This window comes from Actinomadura sp. J1-007, assembly GCF_009793335.1.
In the GTDB taxonomy this organism is placed as follows: domain Bacteria; phylum Actinomycetota; class Actinomycetes; order Streptosporangiales; family Streptosporangiaceae; genus Spirillospora; species Spirillospora yumaensis.
In genome coordinates this window covers 325806-342071 of the sequence record NZ_WING01000003.1, presented here as the reverse complement: position 1 = coordinate 342071, position 16266 = coordinate 325806, and the positions used below count along the sequence as shown (strand labels likewise).

Here is a 16266-nt window from a genome sequence, read left to right as displayed (position 1 = left end):
ATCGGAACCATGAACGCACCGCACCCGGTTTCCTCATCCGCCCCTCGGCGCAAGGTCCTCTGGCTCTTCGCGCATCCCGAGCCCCGCTCCCTCAACGCCTCGCTGCGCGACGAGGGCCTGCACACCCTCAAGGAACTCGGCCACGACGTACAGGAGTCCGACCTCTACGCCATGGGCTGGAACCCCGTCGTCACCGCCGCGGACTTCGCCCGCGACCCGGCCGGCCGCCTCCGCGTCGGCGACGCCTCCGAACGCGCCCACGCCACCGGACGCCTCAGCGACGACATCCTCGCCGAGCAGCGCAAGCTCGCCTGGGCCGACACCGTCGTCCTCCAGTTCCCGCTGTGGTGGCACGGGCCGCCCGCCATCCTCAAGGGCTGGTTCGACCGCGTCCTCGTCCAGGGCTTCGCGTTCGGCCTCACCGACGGCGAGGGCCGTCCCCGCCGCTACGGCGACGGCGGCCTCGCCGGGAAGCGCGCCCTGGCCATCACCACCGTCGGCGCCCGCCCCACCGGCTTCGGTCCGCGCGGCATCCACGGCGACGCCGAGGAGGTCCTGTTCCCCCTCCTGCACGGCACCCTCTGGTACACCGGCATGGACGTCCTGCCGCCGCTGGTCGTCCCCGGCGCCGACCGCCTCGACGCCGACGGCTACACCGACGCCAGTGCCGAACTGCGCGAACGGCTCCGTACCCTCTCCACCGCCGAGCCGATCCCGTACCGCAGCGAACGCGGCGGCGACTACGGCTCCGACCTCACCCTGCGCCCCGGCCTGGCCCCGGGCGGCACCGGCCTCACCATCCACCGCCACGACCGCCCCGCCGGACCGGCGCGCGTCCCCGCGCGGCCGGTCACCTCCCGAGGCCGCGCCTGATCGCCGTCTCGACCGGCGAGTAGGCCCCGTCCGCGCGGTCGGTCCGGAGCGGCTCGGACGGGCTGAGCTTCGGCTGGCCCAGGAAGCGCGGCACCGTCCCGTGGTGCGGCTGCCCGGCGTGCACCAGGAACGGGTGGCACAGGTACACGTCGCCGGCGCGGCCCGTGGCGAGAGCCGTCGGACGGTGCGCGGTGGCTGCCTCCGCGCGCCGGGCCAGTTCCCTGGCGTCCAGGCCGTCGTCGCCCTCGGGTTCGAGGACCCGCGCCACGTCCAGGTGGGAGCCGGCGCGCAGGCGGGTGGGGGCGTCGCGTTCCCCCACGTCGGAGAGCAGGAAGAACATCAGCAGCGCGCGGTCCCTGGACACGGCGTTCGCCCGCCAGGTCATGTAGTCGCCGGGCACGGAGCCCTCGCCGGGAAAGCTCACATCGACGTGCCATCCGTCGACCACGGCCGGTTCGTCACCGGGAAAGCGGATCACGAAGCCGCCGAGGCTCGTGCGCGGCGTCCAGCGTCCCTTCCCCACCAGTACGTCGAACGCCGCGCGCAGCCGCGGCGTGTTGGCCGCGGCCACGAACGGCGCCTGCGCGCAGTCGGGCCGCGCCGCCACCGGCCGCGGCCAGGTGGCCGCGTCTCCGGGATCAGCGCCCAGGTCACGCCAGATGATCGCGCGGCACTCGTCCGCGAGCTCCCGGGGGAACGCGCCCTCGACCCGGACGAACCCGTCCTCGACGAAGGCGTCCACCCGCACGTCATCGAACATGATCACAGGATGGCCGCCCGCGCCGCACCCCCGCCAACCAATATCCGGGCCGTCCCCGCGGTGGGGGAGCGGTCAGGGGGCGGCGACCAGGGCCATGGCCTCGGCGTGCAGGGACGGGGTCGCGGCGGCGATCACGAAGCCGCCTCCGGACGGGGTCGAGCCGTCCGGGCCCGTGATCACACCGCCCGCCGCGCGCACGATCGGGATCAGCGCTCCGACGTCGTACGGCTCAAGGCTCGCCTCGACCACCAGGTCGATGTGCCCGAGCGCCAGCAGCCCGTAGGAGTAGCAGTCGCCTCCGAACCGTTGCAGCCGCACCGCGCCCGCCAGCCTCTCGAACGCCGCCCGCTCACCGTCCGCCGCGAACATCGAGGGATGCGTGCTGTACATGACCGCGTCGCCCAGCGCTCCGGTCCGCCGCGCCCGCAAGGGGACGCGCCCGCCCGGCCCCTCGAACGTCCCGTCGCCGCCGACCGCGCCGAACGTCTCGCGCAGGTACGGCTGCCGCAACCAACCCGCCACCGGCTCGCCGTCCACCGAGAGCCCGAGCAGCACGCCCCACATCGGGACCCCGCTGACGAACGCCTTGGTCCCGTCGATCGGGTCGATCAGCCACGTCCGCCCGCTCGTCCCCGGACCGCTCGTGCCCGCCTCCTCCCCGACGATCCGGTCGTCGGGGAACATCGCGGCCAGTTCCGAACGGAGCAGCCCCTCGACGGCGCGATCGGCCTCCGTCACCGGGTCGTACCCGCCCGGGCCGCCCTTGTCGAGCTCGCCCAGCCGCGCCGGATCGGCCCGGAACCAGCGAAGCGCCAGTTCCCCCGCCCTGACCATCAGATCCGGCACCGCCTCGATGCCGTCCAGAGAAGCGTCCACCCAGGGAGTAAACCAAACCCCTGCGGCCCCGAACGCCCGTACCGTCCGCTACACGCGCGGAGACAGCACGGCGAACGCGCGGTCCAGCAGCGCCGCACGGTCCGCCGTGCCACCGGCACGCAGCCACTCCCGGGACGCCGCGTCCAGCGCCGCGCCCGCCGCCGCGGTCAGCAGGTCCGCGGTGAACGCGTCGAGATCCGCACCCGGGCGTTCCCGCAGCGCGGCCGCGATCGACGTCCGCATCTCGTCGCGCTTGGCGTGCAGCCGCGCCCGCAGCGCGGGCGTCGACTCGATCAGCCGCAGCCCCGCCAGCTCCCGCTGGGAGGCGTGGATGCGCCCCTCCCACTCCCGCAGAACGACGCGCAGGCACGTCCACGCGGGCTCCCCGGCCGGACGGGCCCGTACGGCCTCGGCGATCCCGGCCGCCACCTCCTCCACGTCGCCGAACACCACGTCCTCCTTGGACGGGAAGTAGCGGAAGAAGCTGCGTTTGGACAGCCCCGCCGCGGCGGCGATGTCCTCGACGGTCGTCTCCTCGAACCCCCGTTCGGCGAACATCCCCACCGCAAGCTCCGCCAGCTCCGTGCGCACGGCCCGACGCGTCCGCTCCCGCAGCCCCGACCCGCCCCCGCGCGTGCCCGTGCCATCCCCTTGAGTCATGCACCGACACTACATTTATGCCCCTGATGCCTAACTTGGCACTCGGTGTCATAGCCTGGTGCCGTCCGCACCGCCCCGACCACACCCGCAGGGGGACTCCTATGCGCGCCGACGACAACCCGCCCACTCCCGCGAACGAGCCGTCATCCACGTCCGCACCGTCCATGCAGGGCAAGACCGTCCTGGTGACCGGCAGCACGTCCGGCATCGGCAACGAGACCGCGCGAACCCTCGCCGCCCTGGGCGCGCACGTGATCCTCACCGGCCGCGATCCCGACCGCGCCGCCGACGCCGTCCGCCGGATCACCTCCGTCGGCGGACGGGCCGAAGCCATCACCGCCGACCTCGCCCTCCAGTCCGGCCTGCGCGACCTCGCCCGCCGGCTCGCCGAACGGCACGGCAGGCTCGATGTCCTCGTCAACAACGCAGGCGGCATGGCGGCGTCCCGGACCCTCACATCCGACGGAGTCGAACGCACCTTCGCCGTCAACGTCCTCGCCCCGTACACCCTGACCTGCCTGCTGCTCCCGCTCCTCCGCGCCGCCCCCGCCGCGCGCGTCGTCAACCTCACCGGAGGCATCCCCGGCGGCCCCATCGACCCCGCCGGCCTCCAGGCCGAGAAACGCTTCCTCGGCTGGACGTTCTCGCAGTACAACCACGCCAAGACAGCCGTCCTGGCCCTGACCTACGACCTGGCCGACCACCTCGCCGCGACCGAACGGGCCAACGTCAACGCCGCTGCGGGCGCTTGCGCGGAGAGTGCCGGTGTCACTGTCAACGTGGCCTATCCCGGGCACGCCTACACTCCCGGCAACCGCTCCTTGGGATTCAGGGCCTTCCCCTACGCCTACCGTCCCCTCGTTCCCCTGCTCCACCTGCTCGGCCCGCGCCTGATGAACGACCTCTCCAAAGCGGCCCGGACCAGCGTCTACCTGGCCTCCGAACCGGCCTTGCGCGACGTCACCGGCGCCTACTTCACCACCAGGCTCCAGCGCGCGCCTTGGCCCGAGAGCGTCCTCGACCCCGGCAACCGCGCCGCCGTCTGGGACCTGTGCCAACGACTCAGCGGCCTGACCCCCTCCTGACCGGTACGGCCGGCCCGGGCGCGGCGGGGTGCGGGCAGCCGAACCCCGGATGCACGGGTTGCCCGCATTACGGGGCGGGAGGTCGGTGACGAGGATGAACTCCCTGGTGAGCTGGAGGGGGTTCGGATGTCGGAGCCGGTGGTTCGGCTGGTGGGCGTGTCCAAGCGGTACGGCGACGGGCCGGGGGCGGTGGACGCGCTGCGGGGCCTCAGCATGGACTTCGCCATGGGCACGTTCACGGCGGTGATGGGGCCGTCCGGGTCGGGGAAGAGCACGTTCCTCCAGTGCGCGGCGGGCTTGGACCGTCCGAGTTCGGGCGGCGTGCTGCTGGGCGGCGTCGACGTCGGAGCCCTGCGCGAGCCGGCGCTGACGAAAGTGCGGCGCGAGCGGGTCGGGTTCGTGTTCCAGGCGTTCAACCTCGTGCCGTCCCTGACGGTCTGGCAGAACGTGACGCTGCCGCTTCGGCTGGCCGGGGTCAGGGGCGGTGAGGCGGCGGCGAGGGACCTGATCGAACGGGTCGGGCTGGGCGGGCGCGCCGGGCACCGGCCCGCCGAGCTGTCGGGCGGGCAGCAGCAGCGCGCCGCGGTGGCGCGGGCCCTGGTCACCCGGCCGCGCGTGGTCTTCGCCGACGAGCCGACCGGCAATCTCGACACCCGCAGCGGCCACGGCGTGCTGCGGCTGCTCCGCGAGTCGGCGGGCGGAGCCGCGGTGATCATGGTGACGCACGATCCGGTGGCCGCGTCGTACGCCGACCGGGCGCTGTTCCTGGTGGACGGACGGTTCGTCGACGCGATGGAGCGGCCGGACGCCGCGGGGGTCGCGCACCGGATGGCGCACCTGGAGGAGGCCCGATGAGGCGCGGCCCGGCGGAACCCGGCTCGGCAGACGACGCCCCGGCGCGAGGCGCGACGTTCGGGCGCGGGGCGGTCGGGCGGTGGCTGAGGAGGCCGGGGACGGTCGGCTCCCTGGTCGTGGTGGTGCTGGCCGGGGTGCTGGTCGGCGCGTTCGCCTCGCTCGCCGGGGCGGGCCGCTACCTGAGGCCGGACGCGCCGCGTCTGGCGGGCGCGGTGGCGATGGTGCAGCGGGACGCGACGGTGACCAGTCCGGCCGCGCCCGGCTCCCGGCCCGGACGGGCGCGGCCGCCGCAGCGCCCGCGGATGGACGCCGCGCAGGTCGCGAAGGTCATGGCGGTGCCGGGCGTGGTCGCGGTCGCCGACCGTTCGGTGCCCGCGCAGGTGTTCGGACGGCACGGCCCGGCGGGCGCTCCCTCCTACGGTCATCCTTGGCCGAGTTCCAGGCTCACGCCGTCCCGGTTGAGGGGGCGGCCGCCGGGCCCGGGGCAGGTGGTGCTGGGCGCGGGGCTGGCGCGGCGGGCCGGTGTCGCGGAGGGCGGCCGCGTCCGCGTGCAGACTCCGGACGGGCCGGCGCGCTGGTACGCGGTCGCCGGGACGGTGACGCCCGAGCCGGACGGGCAGGAGGCTGTGTACTTCGACGCCGCGTTCGGCGGGCCGGGCGCCGACGCGGTCGGCGTGCTGAAGGGGCCCGGGATCCAGCGGCTCCGCGACGCGCTGAAGGGCACCGGCCTGCGGGTCCTGCCGCCGCGCGACGCGGCGCGGGCGGAGGCGCCGGGCGTGGCGGCCGAGTACTCGACGGCCGGCTTCGTCCTGCCCGCCGGCCTCGCGGGGCTCGTCGCGGCGCTGGGCGTGGCCGGGACGTTCAACCTCGCGCTCGCGCAGCGCCGCCGCGAGTTCGGGCTGCTGCGCGCGGTGGGGCGACGCCGAGGCAGGTCCGGCGGACGGTCGCCAAGGAGGCCCTGGCCGTCTCGCTCGCGGGCGGTGTTCCGGGCGCGCTGGCGGGGACGGCCCTGGCCGCCGTGATCGGCCGCGCGCTCGTCCGCGCGGGCGTGTACGAGGACGGCTTCCACGTTCGGCCGGACCCGGCGGCCTTCGCCGGGACGGTCGCGTTCCTGGTGGTGCTGACGCAGGCGGCGGTGTGGGCGACGGCCTCGCGGGCCGCGCGGGTGCACCCGGCCGAGGCGATGCGCGAGGCGACACTGGAGGGACGCGGCCTCACTCGGCGGCGGCTCGCGGCGGGGCTGGTAGCGCTCGCCGGAGCGGCGGCACTGCTGGTCGCCTCGCTGGTGACCGGCGGTGACCGCGGCGCCGAGCAGGGTTTCCTGCTGACGCTCGCGCTCATGCTCGCCTGCGCGCTGCTCGCGCCGCTCGCGGCGCGCCCGGTGACGGCGCCGCTGCAGGTCCGTTCGGCGGAGGGAATGCTCGCGGTCGCGGCGATCCGGACCGCGCCGCGCCGGCTCGCGTCGGCGGTCACGCCGATCGTCATGGTCGCGGCGGTGTCGGGCGCGCTGATGGGAGCGGGCGCGGCGGGCGCGCGCGCCGACCGGCGGGACGCGGCGGACCGCGTGACGTCCGACGTGGTGGTCCGCGCCGAGGGCGGGCTACCACCGGACGCGGCGGCCCGCGCGGCGGCGACGCCCGGGGTGCGGGCCGCGTTCGCGCTGAAGCGCAGCACCGTGCTGGCGGGGCAGGGAACGTCGCTACAGTCGGCGTCCGCCGTGGGCGTCGATCCCGAAGCGTTCGGGACGGTGCTGCGGCTGCGGCCGGCGGACGGCTCGGCGGAACGGCTGCGCGGCGACTGGATCATCGCGCCCGCCGCGCAGGCGAGCCTGTTCGGCTGGCGGGTCGGCCGTCCCGCGACGCTGTGGCTCGCGGACGGCACGACGTACACCGCTCCGCTGGTCGCCGTCACGCCGCGCAACGGCGGGTGGGCCGGCGCAATCGTGCCGAGGACGGTGCTCGCGAGGGTGAGCCCGATGGACGCCGAGATTCACGTGCGGACGTCCGGCGACGGCGCTCGGGCGCGGGCGGGACTCGCGGCGCTCGCCGAGGACTATCCCGGGCTGCGGACGTCCGACCGCGCCGCCTACCTGCGCGGGCTCGGCCGGGGCGATCCTGCCGCGGCGGCGTTCGGCTACCTGGTGCTCGGGCTGATCGTGCTGTTCGCGGCCGTGTCGGCGATCAACACGCTGGCGATGGCGGCGGCGCGGCGCACCGGGGAGTTCGCGCTGCTGCGGCTGTGCGGCGCGACGCCCCGCCAGGTCTCCCGGGCGGTACGGGCGGAGAGCCTCATCGTGACGGCCCTGGCGCTGGTCCTCGGCGGGGCCATCACGTGGCTGTCGATCGGGGCGGCCTCGTTCGCGCTGGGCGGCCCGTTCCTGCCGGTCCTCCCGGTCGGCCAGGCGGCGGCGCTGGTCGCCGGCTGCGTCGCGATCGGCGTGCTGTCGGCGGTCGTCCCCGCCCGCCTGGCATTGCGCGCGGACCCGCTCGCGGCCTCCCAGAGGACGTGATCGGACACAATGGGCGGATGCGGGACTGGGCGCGGGCGGCGGCGTACCTGCTGCTGGGCGGTCCACTCGGCGCGCTGTGGTGGGGGACGCTGACCTGCGGCGTGCTCGCCGGCGTCCTGCTCGCCCCGCTGTGGATCGGCGTGGTGTTCCTCGCGCTGACCGCCGTGGCCCTGCGGCTCGGCGGCCGGCTGGAGCGCGCGCTCGCCCGGCACCTGCTCGGAGCCGAGATCGCGGTGCCCTACCGGCCGTGGCCGGACGGCCTACGGGCGCAGGCCAGCACGCTCCTGACCGACCCCGCCACCTGGCGGGACCTGCTGTTCCTGCTGCTGCGGCTGCCCGTGGCGGGAGCCGAGGCCCTCCTGCTCGCACCCGTTGCGGTCGGGCTGACCCTGGCGGGACTGCCGGTACGTGCCGTCCTGACCGAGGGAGACGTGACCGCCAGGTTCAACGGGCGGCGGCTGTTCACGGTGGACGAACTGTCCTCGCTGCCGTACGCGCTGGCGGGGGCCGCCCTGCTGGTCGCGGTCGCGTACACGGTCGGGCCGTTGGGACGGGCGCACCGGCGGCTCGCCGAGAGCCTTCTGCGCCCGACGGCAGGTTCGCGGGCGCGGCGGCTGCGGACCGCGCTGGACGCCGAACGCGGACGGCGCGCCGCGACGCTGCGGATCGCGGCGGCCGAACGGCGGCGCCTCGAACGGGACCTGCACGACGGCGCGCAGCAGCACCTGGCTGGCCTCGCGCTGGACCTCGGCATGGCACTGCGCGCGATGGGCGACGACGCGCCGGAGGCCAGGCGGCTGGTCGCCGGCGCCCGCGACCAGGCCGTCCGGACGCTGGAGGAGATCCGCACGCTCGCCCGCGGCCTGCATCCGGCGATCCTCGCCGAGCAGGGCCTGGACGCGGCGATGTCCGCGCTCGCCGGGCGGTGCCCCGTACCGGTGGACGTGCGGGTGGACTGCCCGCACCGTCCACCGCCCGAGGCCGAGACCGTCGCGTACTTCGTGGTCAGCGAGGCGCTCGCCAACGTCGCGCGGCACTCGGGCGCGACCGGCGCGCGGGTGACGGTCGGATGCGCGCGGGGCGTGCTCGTCGCGGAGGTGCGCGACGACGGACGAGGCGGCGCGCGGGCCGGCGACGGCACGGGACTGGCCGGGCTGCGCGACCGCGTCGCGGCACTCGCGGGGTCCTTCACCGTGGACAGCCCCGAAGGCGGGCCCACGGTCGTCCGGGCGGAGCTGCCGTGCGGGTCGTGATCGCCGAGGACTCGGTGCTGCTGCGCACCGGCCTGGAGCGGATGCTCGCGGGCGACGGCATCGAGGTCGCCGCGTCCGTCGGCGACGGCGAGGCGCTGCTGGAAGCCGTGCGCGCGACGCGGCCCGACCTCGCGCTGGTGGACGTCCGGATGCCGCCGTCCCACACCGACGAGGGCCTGCGCGCGGCGGTCCGGATCCGGGCCGAACTGCCCGCGACCGCGATCCTCGTCCTGTCCCAGTACGTGGAGGAGCACCACGCCGTCAACCTCGTCGCGGGCGACGCGCGCGGCATCGGGTACCTGATCAAGGACCGGGTGGCGTACGTGGAGGAGTTCCTGGAGGCGGTACGGGCCGTCGCCGCGGGCGGAACCCGGCTGGACCCGCAGGTCGTCGCGCAGCTGCTCAACCGGCGGCGCCAGGGCGGCCCGCTCAGCGCGCTGTCGCCGCGCGAGCGCGAGGTCCTGGCGCTGATGGCCGAGGGCCGCAGCAACGCCGCGATCCGCGCCGAACTCGGCATCGGGACCCGCGCCGTGGAGAAGCACGTGACCGCCATCTTCGCCAAACTGCGGCTGCCCGACTCCGAAGCCGACCACCGCCGCGTCCTGGCCGTCATGACCTACCTGCGCCACCGCTGAACCCAAAACCGCCCAGCGCCCCGCCCCGCCGCCCCTCGCTTGCCGTCACCCCTCACTTGCCGCCGCCCCTCGCTTGCCATCGGCGCACGGCCATCACGTTCGGCGCACGGCCATCGGCATCGGGAACGAACCTGGCCGGAGCCGGAGAGCATCGAAGCGATGCCGTCAGAGCAGGCTGAGCTGCTCAGCCCCCACACCTGCCCCCGCATCTGCGGACGCGCCTGGGCTCGTACGGGCCGGGGTTCGGCGCGGCTCGGCGCGCCCCGCCGGGGCCCGCGGCCGATGCCGTCAGAGCAGGGTGAGCTGCTCAGCCCCCACGCCCACACCCGCCCCCGCACCCGCACCCGGGGACGCGCCTGGGCTCGTACGGGCCGGGGGGCGGCGTGGCTCGATGCCCCGCCGGGGGCCGCGGCCGATGCCGTACTCGGCGGCCAGTTCGCGGACGCGCCCCGTGATCCGCTCCTGGTACCACTTCGGTGCGTACGCGCGGCCCCCGTACAGCCTCGCGTACGGCTCCACCAGCTCAGGACGGTGCTCGCGCAGCCACGCCAGGAACCACTCTCGCGCCCCGGGCCGCAGATGCAACGGGATTGCCCCGATCGACGTCGCTCCCGCCTGCGCCGCCTGGCGCACCACCTCCTCCAACTGTCGCGGGGAGTCGGTCAGGTACGGCAGAACGGGGCCCATCAGCACCGAGCACCGCACCCCCGCCTCGTTGAGCCGCGCGCACACCTCCAGCCGTTTGCGCGGCGCGGGCGTGCCCGGCTCCACCAGCCGCCACAGGTCCGGATCGGTCGACCCGACCGACACCGCCGTGCTCACGTCGGCCCGTTCCGCCGCGTCCATCAGCAACGGCAGGTCGCGCAGGATCAGCGACCCCTTGGTCAGGATCGAGAACGGGTTGGACGCGTCGCGCAGGGCCCCCAGGATCTCCGGCATCAGCCGGTAGCGGCCCTCGGCCCGCTGGTAGCAGTCGACGTTCGTGCCCATCGCCACGGGCTCGCCGCGCCATCGCGGCGCGGCCAGCTCCCGCCGGACCAGCTCGCCCGCGTTGACCTTCACCACGATCCGCGAGTCGAAGTCGGCGCCGGAATCCATCTCCAGGTACTCGTGCGTCTTGCGCGCGAAGCAGTAGAGGCACGCGTGCGTGCACCCCCGGTAGGGGTTGACCGTCCACGTGAACGGGACGTGCGAGGCGGCCGGGACCTTGTTGATGATGGACTTCGCGCGCACCTCGTAGAACGTCATCCCGCGGAACTCCGGCGTGTCGAACGTACGCTCCACCGCACCGCGCTCGATCAGGGGCAGCGCCCCGCCCGGCGCGCCGCCGTCGAGTCTCAGATGATCCCAGCGCACGTCCCGCCCACCCCCGATCGTTCGAACGTCTGCACGATAGTGACCTGCCCGAACAGCATGGAACACACGTTCGATGATCGCAAGTCAGCGGCGGTTTCCGGCGAACTCGGACCACACGGGCACCCGCGTTCCGTACGTAGCACGGCAACGAGTACGTAACAATGGCTCGCTATGTCATGGCGATCGGGGACATCCATCCGGGTACTGGCGGCCACCGTCTCGGCGGGGGCGCTGGCCGCCTGCGGCGTGCCGGCCCTCGGCGGCACCGACGAACGCGACGCGGGCGGCAAGGCCCCCGTGCCCGCCGACGCGCGCGCCGAGTGCGCCGCGATCGCCGCGCCCGGCGACTCCGCGGAACGCCGGCTGCGCGGCATGTGGATCGCGACCGTCGCCGGCATCGACTGGCCGAAGGGCAAGACCAGGGAACGGCAGCAGGACGACTACCGAAAGCTCCTCGACACCGCCCAGGCCATGCGCCTCAACGCGGTGTTCGTGCAGATCCGTCCCAACTCCGACGCGTTCTACCCGTCCCCGTACGAGCCGTGGTCGCAGTGGATCACCGGCAAGCAGGGCAAGGACCCCGGCTACGACGTCCTCGGGTTCATGCTCAAGGAGGCGCACGCCCGCAACCTGGAGTTCCACGCCTGGTTCAACCCGTACCGCGTCAGCCGCGACCCCGACCTGAAGAAGCTCGCGCCCAACAGCCCCGCCCGGCAGCACCCCGACTGGGTCCGCAAGTACGGCACCGGGCTGTGGTACGACCCGGGCCTGCCCCAGGTCCGCGACCTGGCCACCAAGGCCGTCATGGACGTCGTCAACAAGTACGACATCGACGCCGTCCACTTCGACGACTACTTCTACCCCTATCCCGAGGACGGCCGCGACTACCCCGACCAGGCCACGTACAAGACGTACGGCAAGGGCATGGGCAAGGCCGCGTGGCGCCGCCAGAACGTCGACACCCTCGTGCGGTCCCTGTCGCAGAACATCCACAAGGCCAAGCCGTGGGTGCGGTTCGGAATCTCGCCGTTCGGCGTGTGGCGCAACAAGTCCACCGACCCCGCCGGATCGGACACCCACGCGCTTGAGAGCTACGACGCCCAGTACGCCGACACCCGCAAATGGATCAAGGAGGGCTGGCTCGACTACGTCACCCCCAGCTCTACTGGCCCATCGGGGACCGCCGCGCCGACTACGCCACGCTCGTCGACTGGTGGTCCAAGCAGGTCGCCGGAACCAAGGTGCAGCTCACCATCGGACAGGCCGCCTACCGCGTCGGCGAGGACGCCACCTGGAAGAAGCCCGCCGAGCTGTCCCGGCACCTGACGCTCAACCGCAAGTACCCCGCCGTGCGCGGCGACGTCTTCTTCAGCGCCGCCGACCTGGCCGCCAACCGCCACGGCTTCGCCGCGCGCGTCCGCGATGACCACTACCCGCGCCCCGCCGTCCCGCCCGTCGTCCAGGACCGCGGCGGCGAGGCGCCCCCGTCCACCCAGGACCTGCGCGCCGAACCCGCGGGCAAGGGCGTCAAGGTCCAGTGGCGGCCCGCCAAGGGCGCCACCGCCTACGCCGTCTACCGCGTGGACGGCAAGCGCCCCGGCTGCGCCCCCGTCGATCCGCAGCGCCTGATCGCGAACGTGCGCGGCGGCGGCATCGTCGACCCGTCCGCCAAGCCGGGCAAGAGCTACACCTACTACGTCACCGCTCTGGACCGCCTCCACCACGAGAGCGCCCCGGGCCGAGGCTCAACGGTTACCGTCCCCCGGGGATAATGATCTTGAAGCCGGGGCAGGAACCAGTCACCTTGGAACGCCCCCCGGAGGTATGAGCATGGCGCTGTCGATGGAGGAGCAGCGGATCCTCACCCAGATCGAGGTCCGTCTCAGCGAGGACGACCCACGCCTCGCCCATCGCTTGTCAGCACTCGGCAACGGCGCCCGGCGCCGCCGCGTCCGCATCATCGCGGCCGTCGCCGTCGCCGCGATCGGCATCGCGACGATCGTCGCCGCCGCCGTCATCACAACGGTCACCTAGGAGGGCGGGCGCCGTGGACGGCGCCGGGTCCCGCCCGGCGTCTCCACAGTGCCCGCCCTCCCCACCACCCCAGCTCCCGCCCTTCCGCGCCACGACCGCCTCCGCGCCCGGCTCCGGAGCCGCTCACGCACGCCCGCCCTCCCGCCCGTCCAGGGCCCCATCGGCGTGTGCCGCCCAGCGCCCCCGAGCCAGTCCGTTCCCGGTACCGCATCACCCGCATGTCGATCAGTGCTGGGAAGTGCTGGGAAGGGTCGGCGCGGCGTCCGGGCTGGCCCCCCTAATGAGGTGGCGGATGGTAGCCGTTCGTTCACGCGGTGGATGAGAGTGGGCCTTGCGTCCAGCGAGCGGTCGCTGGAGAACACGCAACGTCCGAAGGAGATCTCACATGCGGAAGACCGGTTCCCGGTTCGCCACGATCGCGGCTCTGGCCCTCGCGGCTCTGGCGGCCCTCATCCCGCTTCAGGCCGCGCAGGCGGCTGGCCCGGCGCGTACCGCCGGCGTCTCGGCCGCCGCCCCCATGGCCGCCCCCTGCTGTCCGTACTGCGGTCTTCCCTGCGGGGAGAAGCACTGAGGACGGAAGTCCCAGCAATCTCGATGGGCACGTAGCGGTTCTTGACCATCCGCCCGGGACGGGGCTCGCAGCTTCGTCCCGGGCTCGTTGTTTGCTCGACTTGCCTGCGGGACGGGGACGTCAGGCGGGACGGAGAAACGCCGAGGCCCGGCGAGAGTGAGACTCTCGCCGGGCCTCGGCGTTAGCGCCGGTGTGGTGGTCGCCTCACGGCGAAAGGCACAACGAAACTCCGGCCCGGGCGAGGCCCGGCGGTATTCCTCGAAGGCGTTGGGTAGAGCCCGGGGGACACATGCCACACCGACGGCACCTAGCTTAACTGCATTCCGATGGTGCACCTCCCACATGGGGCGGCGTGTTCTCGATCACCTCACCCCGGAGTGAGGGTTGTGTGCGCCCGTGCACCCGCTCCGCGGGCGCCGCGTCCACAACAGTGAACGGACGCGGGGAAGCCAGGGAACCGCGGCAGGACGGCGCCGACAGCGCCCCGGGGCACGTCCCCCGGGAGGACTGGGCGGACGGGACAGGAACCCGGCCGCCGCCGGTACGGGGAACTCCCGGTTCGGCCAGATCTTTCCGCCGGGACCCATCGCGCGGCGCTGGCCGGGAACAAGCCCTGGTACAGCCGCTGACCTGCGGAAACCGGCACAGGTGAGGAGTCGGGGCATTGGACACTGACGGGCTGGGCGGAACCGGCGATCTCGACGCCGAATCGCTCGCGCACCGCGAGCCGGGGGCCGACGCGCTCGTGCCTCCCGAGCCGAAGGCCGCACCTCCCGCACCCCCCCGGCCCGAGGCCCGCGACGTTCGCTCAGGGCGGGCCGGTGCCCGTGGTCCCCGGGCAAGGCGTACCGGACGGGCTGGGACAGGTGATGGCCGAAGCGCTGGCGCACGGAGGGGCAGCGGGCGGGGCGACCGTTCCAAGCGAGACGGGGGCCGTGACACTTGTGCCGCCCGCTCCCGAAACGGTGGTGGGTGAGGCGGCCGCGGCGACGCGTGAACGCGACGAGGCGGAGCGCGAGGCGTTCGAACGCGGCGGTGCGGTGGACGAGGCTTGGGATCTGCCCGCGGAGATCCGTGCGGCGGCGCGAGCACGGGAACTCACGGGCCGGGCGCTGCGCGGCTGGCACGTGTCCGACCCGACGGACGTCGACGACATCGTTCTCATGGTCGACGAGCTCATCACCAACGCCGTCGTGCACGGCGGCGGCCCCGTACGGCTGCGGCTGCGCCTCGACGGCTCCCGCGTCATCGGCGAGGTCAGCGACGCCAACCCCGCCGGACCCCCGCGCCGAAGACCCCCGATCCGCTCGACTGGGCCGAGGCCGGACGCGGGCTGCTGCTCGTCGGCGCCCTCTCCTCCGACTTCGGCACCAGACCCGACGCGGTAGGCAAGACCGTCTGGTTCTCGCGCGTCCTGCACGGGACACGCGGCGCGGCGCACGACGCACCCACCCCGGCCACCGCGCGCGGGACCAATCCCCTCGTGAACCCCGAGCGCATCTCCCCCCGCCCCTCCTGACGGTCCGCCGTCCTGCGACCGGCCCGCGCCGCCCAGCGGCGCGGGCCGAGCCGTCAACGAGGCGCGTGACCGCCAACGACGGCACGTCCGTCAACGAGACGCGTTCGGCGATGGCGGCAACGATGGCGCGGGTCAGGGTTGCAGGGGGCAGCGGTCGACGATCCAGATGGCCTCCTCGTCATCGGCGCCCGGGGGGACGGGTGGTTCGTCGGTCAGGCGGTCGAGGTGCCACTCGATGTGGGCGAGCGGCCCGCGCCAGCCCGCGAGCAGGTCCGCGAGTGGGCGGGGCGGGCCCGGTGCGCCGAACGGCCGGGGGTCGGGGAGGGGCTCCTCCCACAGGGCGTCGTCGCAGTCGGCCGCCCAGTGCGCCACCGCCTCCAGTACGGCGCTGAGGTCGCGTGCCAGTTCGCCGAGTGAGCGCGGCGCCATCGCGTCCTGGATCATCTGCTCCCGCGTCTCGTACGGCAGCTCGGGGCCTGCGGCGTCGAACTCCGGCGGGAACGCGGGGCGCCGTCCCTCCAGGACCGGGTCGTCGCCGGTCGCCGCGGCGCGGATCGCCGCGACCTGCCAGCGGGTCCATTCCGCCAGGTGCCCGAGGACGCCTCGCAGCGCCGCCGCGCCCTCGGCTCCCGAACGGACCTCGGCCGTCGCCTCGCGCAGCCGCGACCGCACGTGCTCGACGCGGTCGAGCGTCCACGCTCGCGCACGCGTCGCTCCCGCGGGGCCGCGGGGGCTCGACTCCGCGGGCGGGCGGGGGAGCGGGATGCGCAGCGCCGCCAGCAGGTCGTCGAGGTCGCGGGCGCCCGCTCCCCGGCCCGACAGGTAGGCGGCGCCGATCCGGTCGAGCCGGAACATGCGCGGCCCGTCGCGCATCCGGCACCAGCCCACCAGGTATTCGGCGTAGGGGGCGGTCACCAGCCCGTGCGCCTCGACGTCGCGGAACGTGCGGTGGCCCGACTGGTCGTCGTAGGCGAGCCGGACGATCCGGCGCGTCCGCACCGCCTCCGACAGCGTGTCGCGCAACGGGCCCGTCAGCGACGCCGCCTCCGACAGCGCGGGCGGCGCGGGGTCGGGCGTCAGCACGTAGCCCTGCCCGCGGTCGGTCCGCACCGGCAGCCCGCCGTGGACGAGAAGCTCCAGGTCACGGCGGACGGTACGTTCGCTCACCCCGAGACGCGCGGCGAGGGCTTTCGGCTCCAGCGGCTCGGGGGCGGCCGCGCGGAGCTCCGCGACCAGTGCCAGCAGCCGGTCTACGCGATCCACCCCACCATGGTGACCCG

The 16266-nt window shown here is 74.5% G+C and carries 17 protein-coding genes; 12 read left to right on the top strand and 5 right to left on the bottom strand.

Features of this window, described 5'->3' with window-relative positions; genetic code table 11:
• Nucleotides 1–9: 9 nt before the first annotated feature.
• On the top strand, nt 10–873 hold the full coding sequence (locus GEV43_RS42960; RefSeq protein WP_160826409.1) for an NAD(P)H-dependent oxidoreductase: 864 nt from the start codon (nt 10–12) through the stop codon (nt 871–873).
• Here GEV43_RS42960 and GEV43_RS42955 read toward each other — a convergent pair.
• The 3 genes from GEV43_RS42955 to GEV43_RS42945 form a co-directional block, all read right to left on the bottom strand.
• Complete coding sequence (locus GEV43_RS42955) at nt 851–1633, bottom strand: phytanoyl-CoA dioxygenase family protein (protein WP_160826408.1); 783 nt, start codon at nt 1631–1633, stop codon at nt 851–853. The genes GEV43_RS42960 and GEV43_RS42955 overlap by 23 nt on opposite strands.
• Nucleotides 1634–1705: 72 nt before the next feature.
• On the bottom strand, nt 1706–2509 hold the full coding sequence (locus tag GEV43_RS42950; protein WP_206681679.1) for an inositol monophosphatase family protein: 804 nt from the start codon (nt 2507–2509) through the stop codon (nt 1706–1708).
• 48 nt (nt 2510–2557) lie between these two features.
• Entirely contained in the window at nt 2558–3169 is a 612-nt protein-coding gene (locus tag GEV43_RS42945; protein WP_175251206.1) for a TetR family transcriptional regulator, read from the bottom strand.
• A 101-nt stretch (nt 3170–3270) separates the two neighbouring features.
• On the opposite strand from GEV43_RS42945, the gene GEV43_RS42940 reads away from it, so the two are divergent.
• From GEV43_RS42940 to GEV43_RS42915, 6 genes are all read left to right on the top strand, one after another.
• Nucleotides 3271–4254: an SDR family NAD(P)-dependent oxidoreductase gene (locus tag GEV43_RS42940; protein WP_241684484.1), complete on the top strand. Its 984-nt coding sequence runs from the start codon at nt 3271–3273 to the stop codon at nt 4252–4254.
• A 126-nt stretch (nt 4255–4380) separates the two neighbouring features.
• Entirely contained in the window at nt 4381–5109 is a 729-nt protein-coding gene (locus tag GEV43_RS42935; RefSeq protein WP_160826407.1) for an ABC transporter ATP-binding protein, read from the top strand.
• Nucleotides 5106–6131: an ABC transporter permease gene (locus tag GEV43_RS52715; RefSeq protein ID WP_241684719.1), complete on the top strand. Its 1026-nt coding sequence runs from the start codon at nt 5106–5108 to the stop codon at nt 6129–6131. The genes GEV43_RS42935 and GEV43_RS52715 overlap by 4 nt, the downstream gene beginning before the upstream one ends.
• Nucleotides 6068–7618, top strand: coding sequence for an ABC transporter permease (locus GEV43_RS42925; RefSeq protein ID WP_241684595.1), 1551 nt, complete (start codon nt 6068–6070; stop codon nt 7616–7618). The genes GEV43_RS52715 and GEV43_RS42925 overlap by 64 nt, the downstream gene beginning before the upstream one ends.
• A gap of 17 nt (nt 7619–7635) precedes the next feature.
• Nucleotides 7636–8871, top strand: coding sequence for a sensor histidine kinase (locus GEV43_RS42920; RefSeq protein ID WP_160826404.1), 1236 nt, complete (start codon nt 7636–7638; stop codon nt 8869–8871).
• On the top strand, nt 8859–9506 hold the full coding sequence (locus GEV43_RS42915; protein ID WP_160826403.1) for a response regulator transcription factor: 648 nt from the start codon (nt 8859–8861) through the stop codon (nt 9504–9506). The genes GEV43_RS42920 and GEV43_RS42915 overlap by 13 nt, the downstream gene beginning before the upstream one ends.
• Nucleotides 9507–9794: 288 nt before the next feature.
• Here GEV43_RS42915 and GEV43_RS42910 read toward each other — a convergent pair whose 3' ends face one another.
• Nucleotides 9795–10862, bottom strand: coding sequence for an Rv2578c family radical SAM protein (locus GEV43_RS42910; protein WP_309240285.1), 1068 nt, complete (start codon nt 10860–10862; stop codon nt 9795–9797).
• Nucleotides 10863–11033: 171 nt separating this feature from the next.
• On the opposite strand from GEV43_RS42910, the gene GEV43_RS42905 reads away from it, so the two are divergent.
• From GEV43_RS42905 to GEV43_RS42890, 5 genes are all read left to right on the top strand, one after another.
• A complete protein-coding gene (locus tag GEV43_RS42905) occupies nt 11034–12188 on the top strand; it encodes a glycoside hydrolase family 10 protein (RefSeq protein WP_241684483.1) in 1155 nt (384 codons plus the stop codon).
• Nucleotides 12104–12634 carry a hypothetical protein gene (locus tag GEV43_RS52710; protein WP_241684482.1) on the top strand — a complete coding sequence of 177 codons (531 nt, stop codon included), beginning with the start codon at nt 12104–12106 and terminating at the stop codon, nt 12632–12634. Before GEV43_RS42905 ends, GEV43_RS52710 begins: the two co-directional genes overlap by 85 nt.
• A 58-nt stretch (nt 12635–12692) precedes the next feature.
• Nucleotides 12693–12896 carry a DUF3040 domain-containing protein gene (locus tag GEV43_RS42900; RefSeq protein WP_160826402.1) on the top strand — a complete coding sequence of 68 codons (204 nt, stop codon included), beginning with the start codon at nt 12693–12695 and terminating at the stop codon, nt 12894–12896.
• A gap of 385 nt (nt 12897–13281) precedes the next feature.
• Nucleotides 13282–13467, top strand: coding sequence for a hypothetical protein (locus GEV43_RS42895; RefSeq protein WP_160826401.1), 186 nt, complete (start codon nt 13282–13284; stop codon nt 13465–13467).
• Nucleotides 13468–14435: 968 nt separating this feature from the next.
• Nucleotides 14436–14855, top strand: coding sequence for an ATP-binding protein (locus GEV43_RS42890; protein ID WP_160826400.1), 420 nt, complete (start codon nt 14436–14438; stop codon nt 14853–14855).
• A 263-nt stretch (nt 14856–15118) separates the two neighbouring features.
• Here the strand turns inward: GEV43_RS42890 and GEV43_RS47765 are convergent, their stop codons facing one another.
• Nucleotides 15119–16249: a WYL domain-containing protein gene (locus GEV43_RS47765; protein ID WP_206681678.1), complete on the bottom strand. Its 1131-nt coding sequence runs from the start codon at nt 16247–16249 to the stop codon at nt 15119–15121.
• Nucleotides 16250–16266 lie beyond the last annotated feature (17 nt).

Excerpts from the sequence above, each read along its gene's own strand:
- GEV43_RS42960 (WP_160826409.1), top strand. The coding sequence starts at position 10 with ATGAACGCACCGCACCCGGTTTCCTCATCCGCCCCTCGGCGCAAGGTC.
- GEV43_RS42955 (WP_160826408.1), bottom strand. The coding sequence starts at position 1,633 with ATGTTCGATGACGTGCGGGTGGACGCCTTCGTCGAGGACGGGTTCGTC.
- GEV43_RS42945 (WP_175251206.1), bottom strand. The coding sequence starts at position 3,169 with ATGACTCAAGGGGATGGCACGGGCACGCGCGGGGGCGGGTCGGGGCTG.
- GEV43_RS42940 (WP_241684484.1), top strand. The coding sequence starts at position 3,271 with ATGCGCGCCGACGACAACCCGCCCACTCCCGCGAACGAGCCGTCATCC.
- GEV43_RS42935 (WP_160826407.1), top strand. The coding sequence starts at position 4,381 with ATGTCGGAGCCGGTGGTTCGGCTGGTGGGCGTGTCCAAGCGGTACGGC.
- GEV43_RS52715 (WP_241684719.1), top strand. The coding sequence starts at position 5,106 with ATGAGGCGCGGCCCGGCGGAACCCGGCTCGGCAGACGACGCCCCGGCG.
- GEV43_RS42920 (WP_160826404.1), top strand. The coding sequence starts at position 7,636 with ATGCGGGACTGGGCGCGGGCGGCGGCGTACCTGCTGCTGGGCGGTCCA.
- GEV43_RS42905 (WP_241684483.1), top strand. The coding sequence starts at position 11,034 with ATGTCATGGCGATCGGGGACATCCATCCGGGTACTGGCGGCCACCGTC.
- GEV43_RS42900 (WP_160826402.1), top strand. The coding sequence starts at position 12,693 with ATGGCGCTGTCGATGGAGGAGCAGCGGATCCTCACCCAGATCGAGGTC.
- GEV43_RS42895 (WP_160826401.1), top strand. The coding sequence starts at position 13,282 with ATGCGGAAGACCGGTTCCCGGTTCGCCACGATCGCGGCTCTGGCCCTC.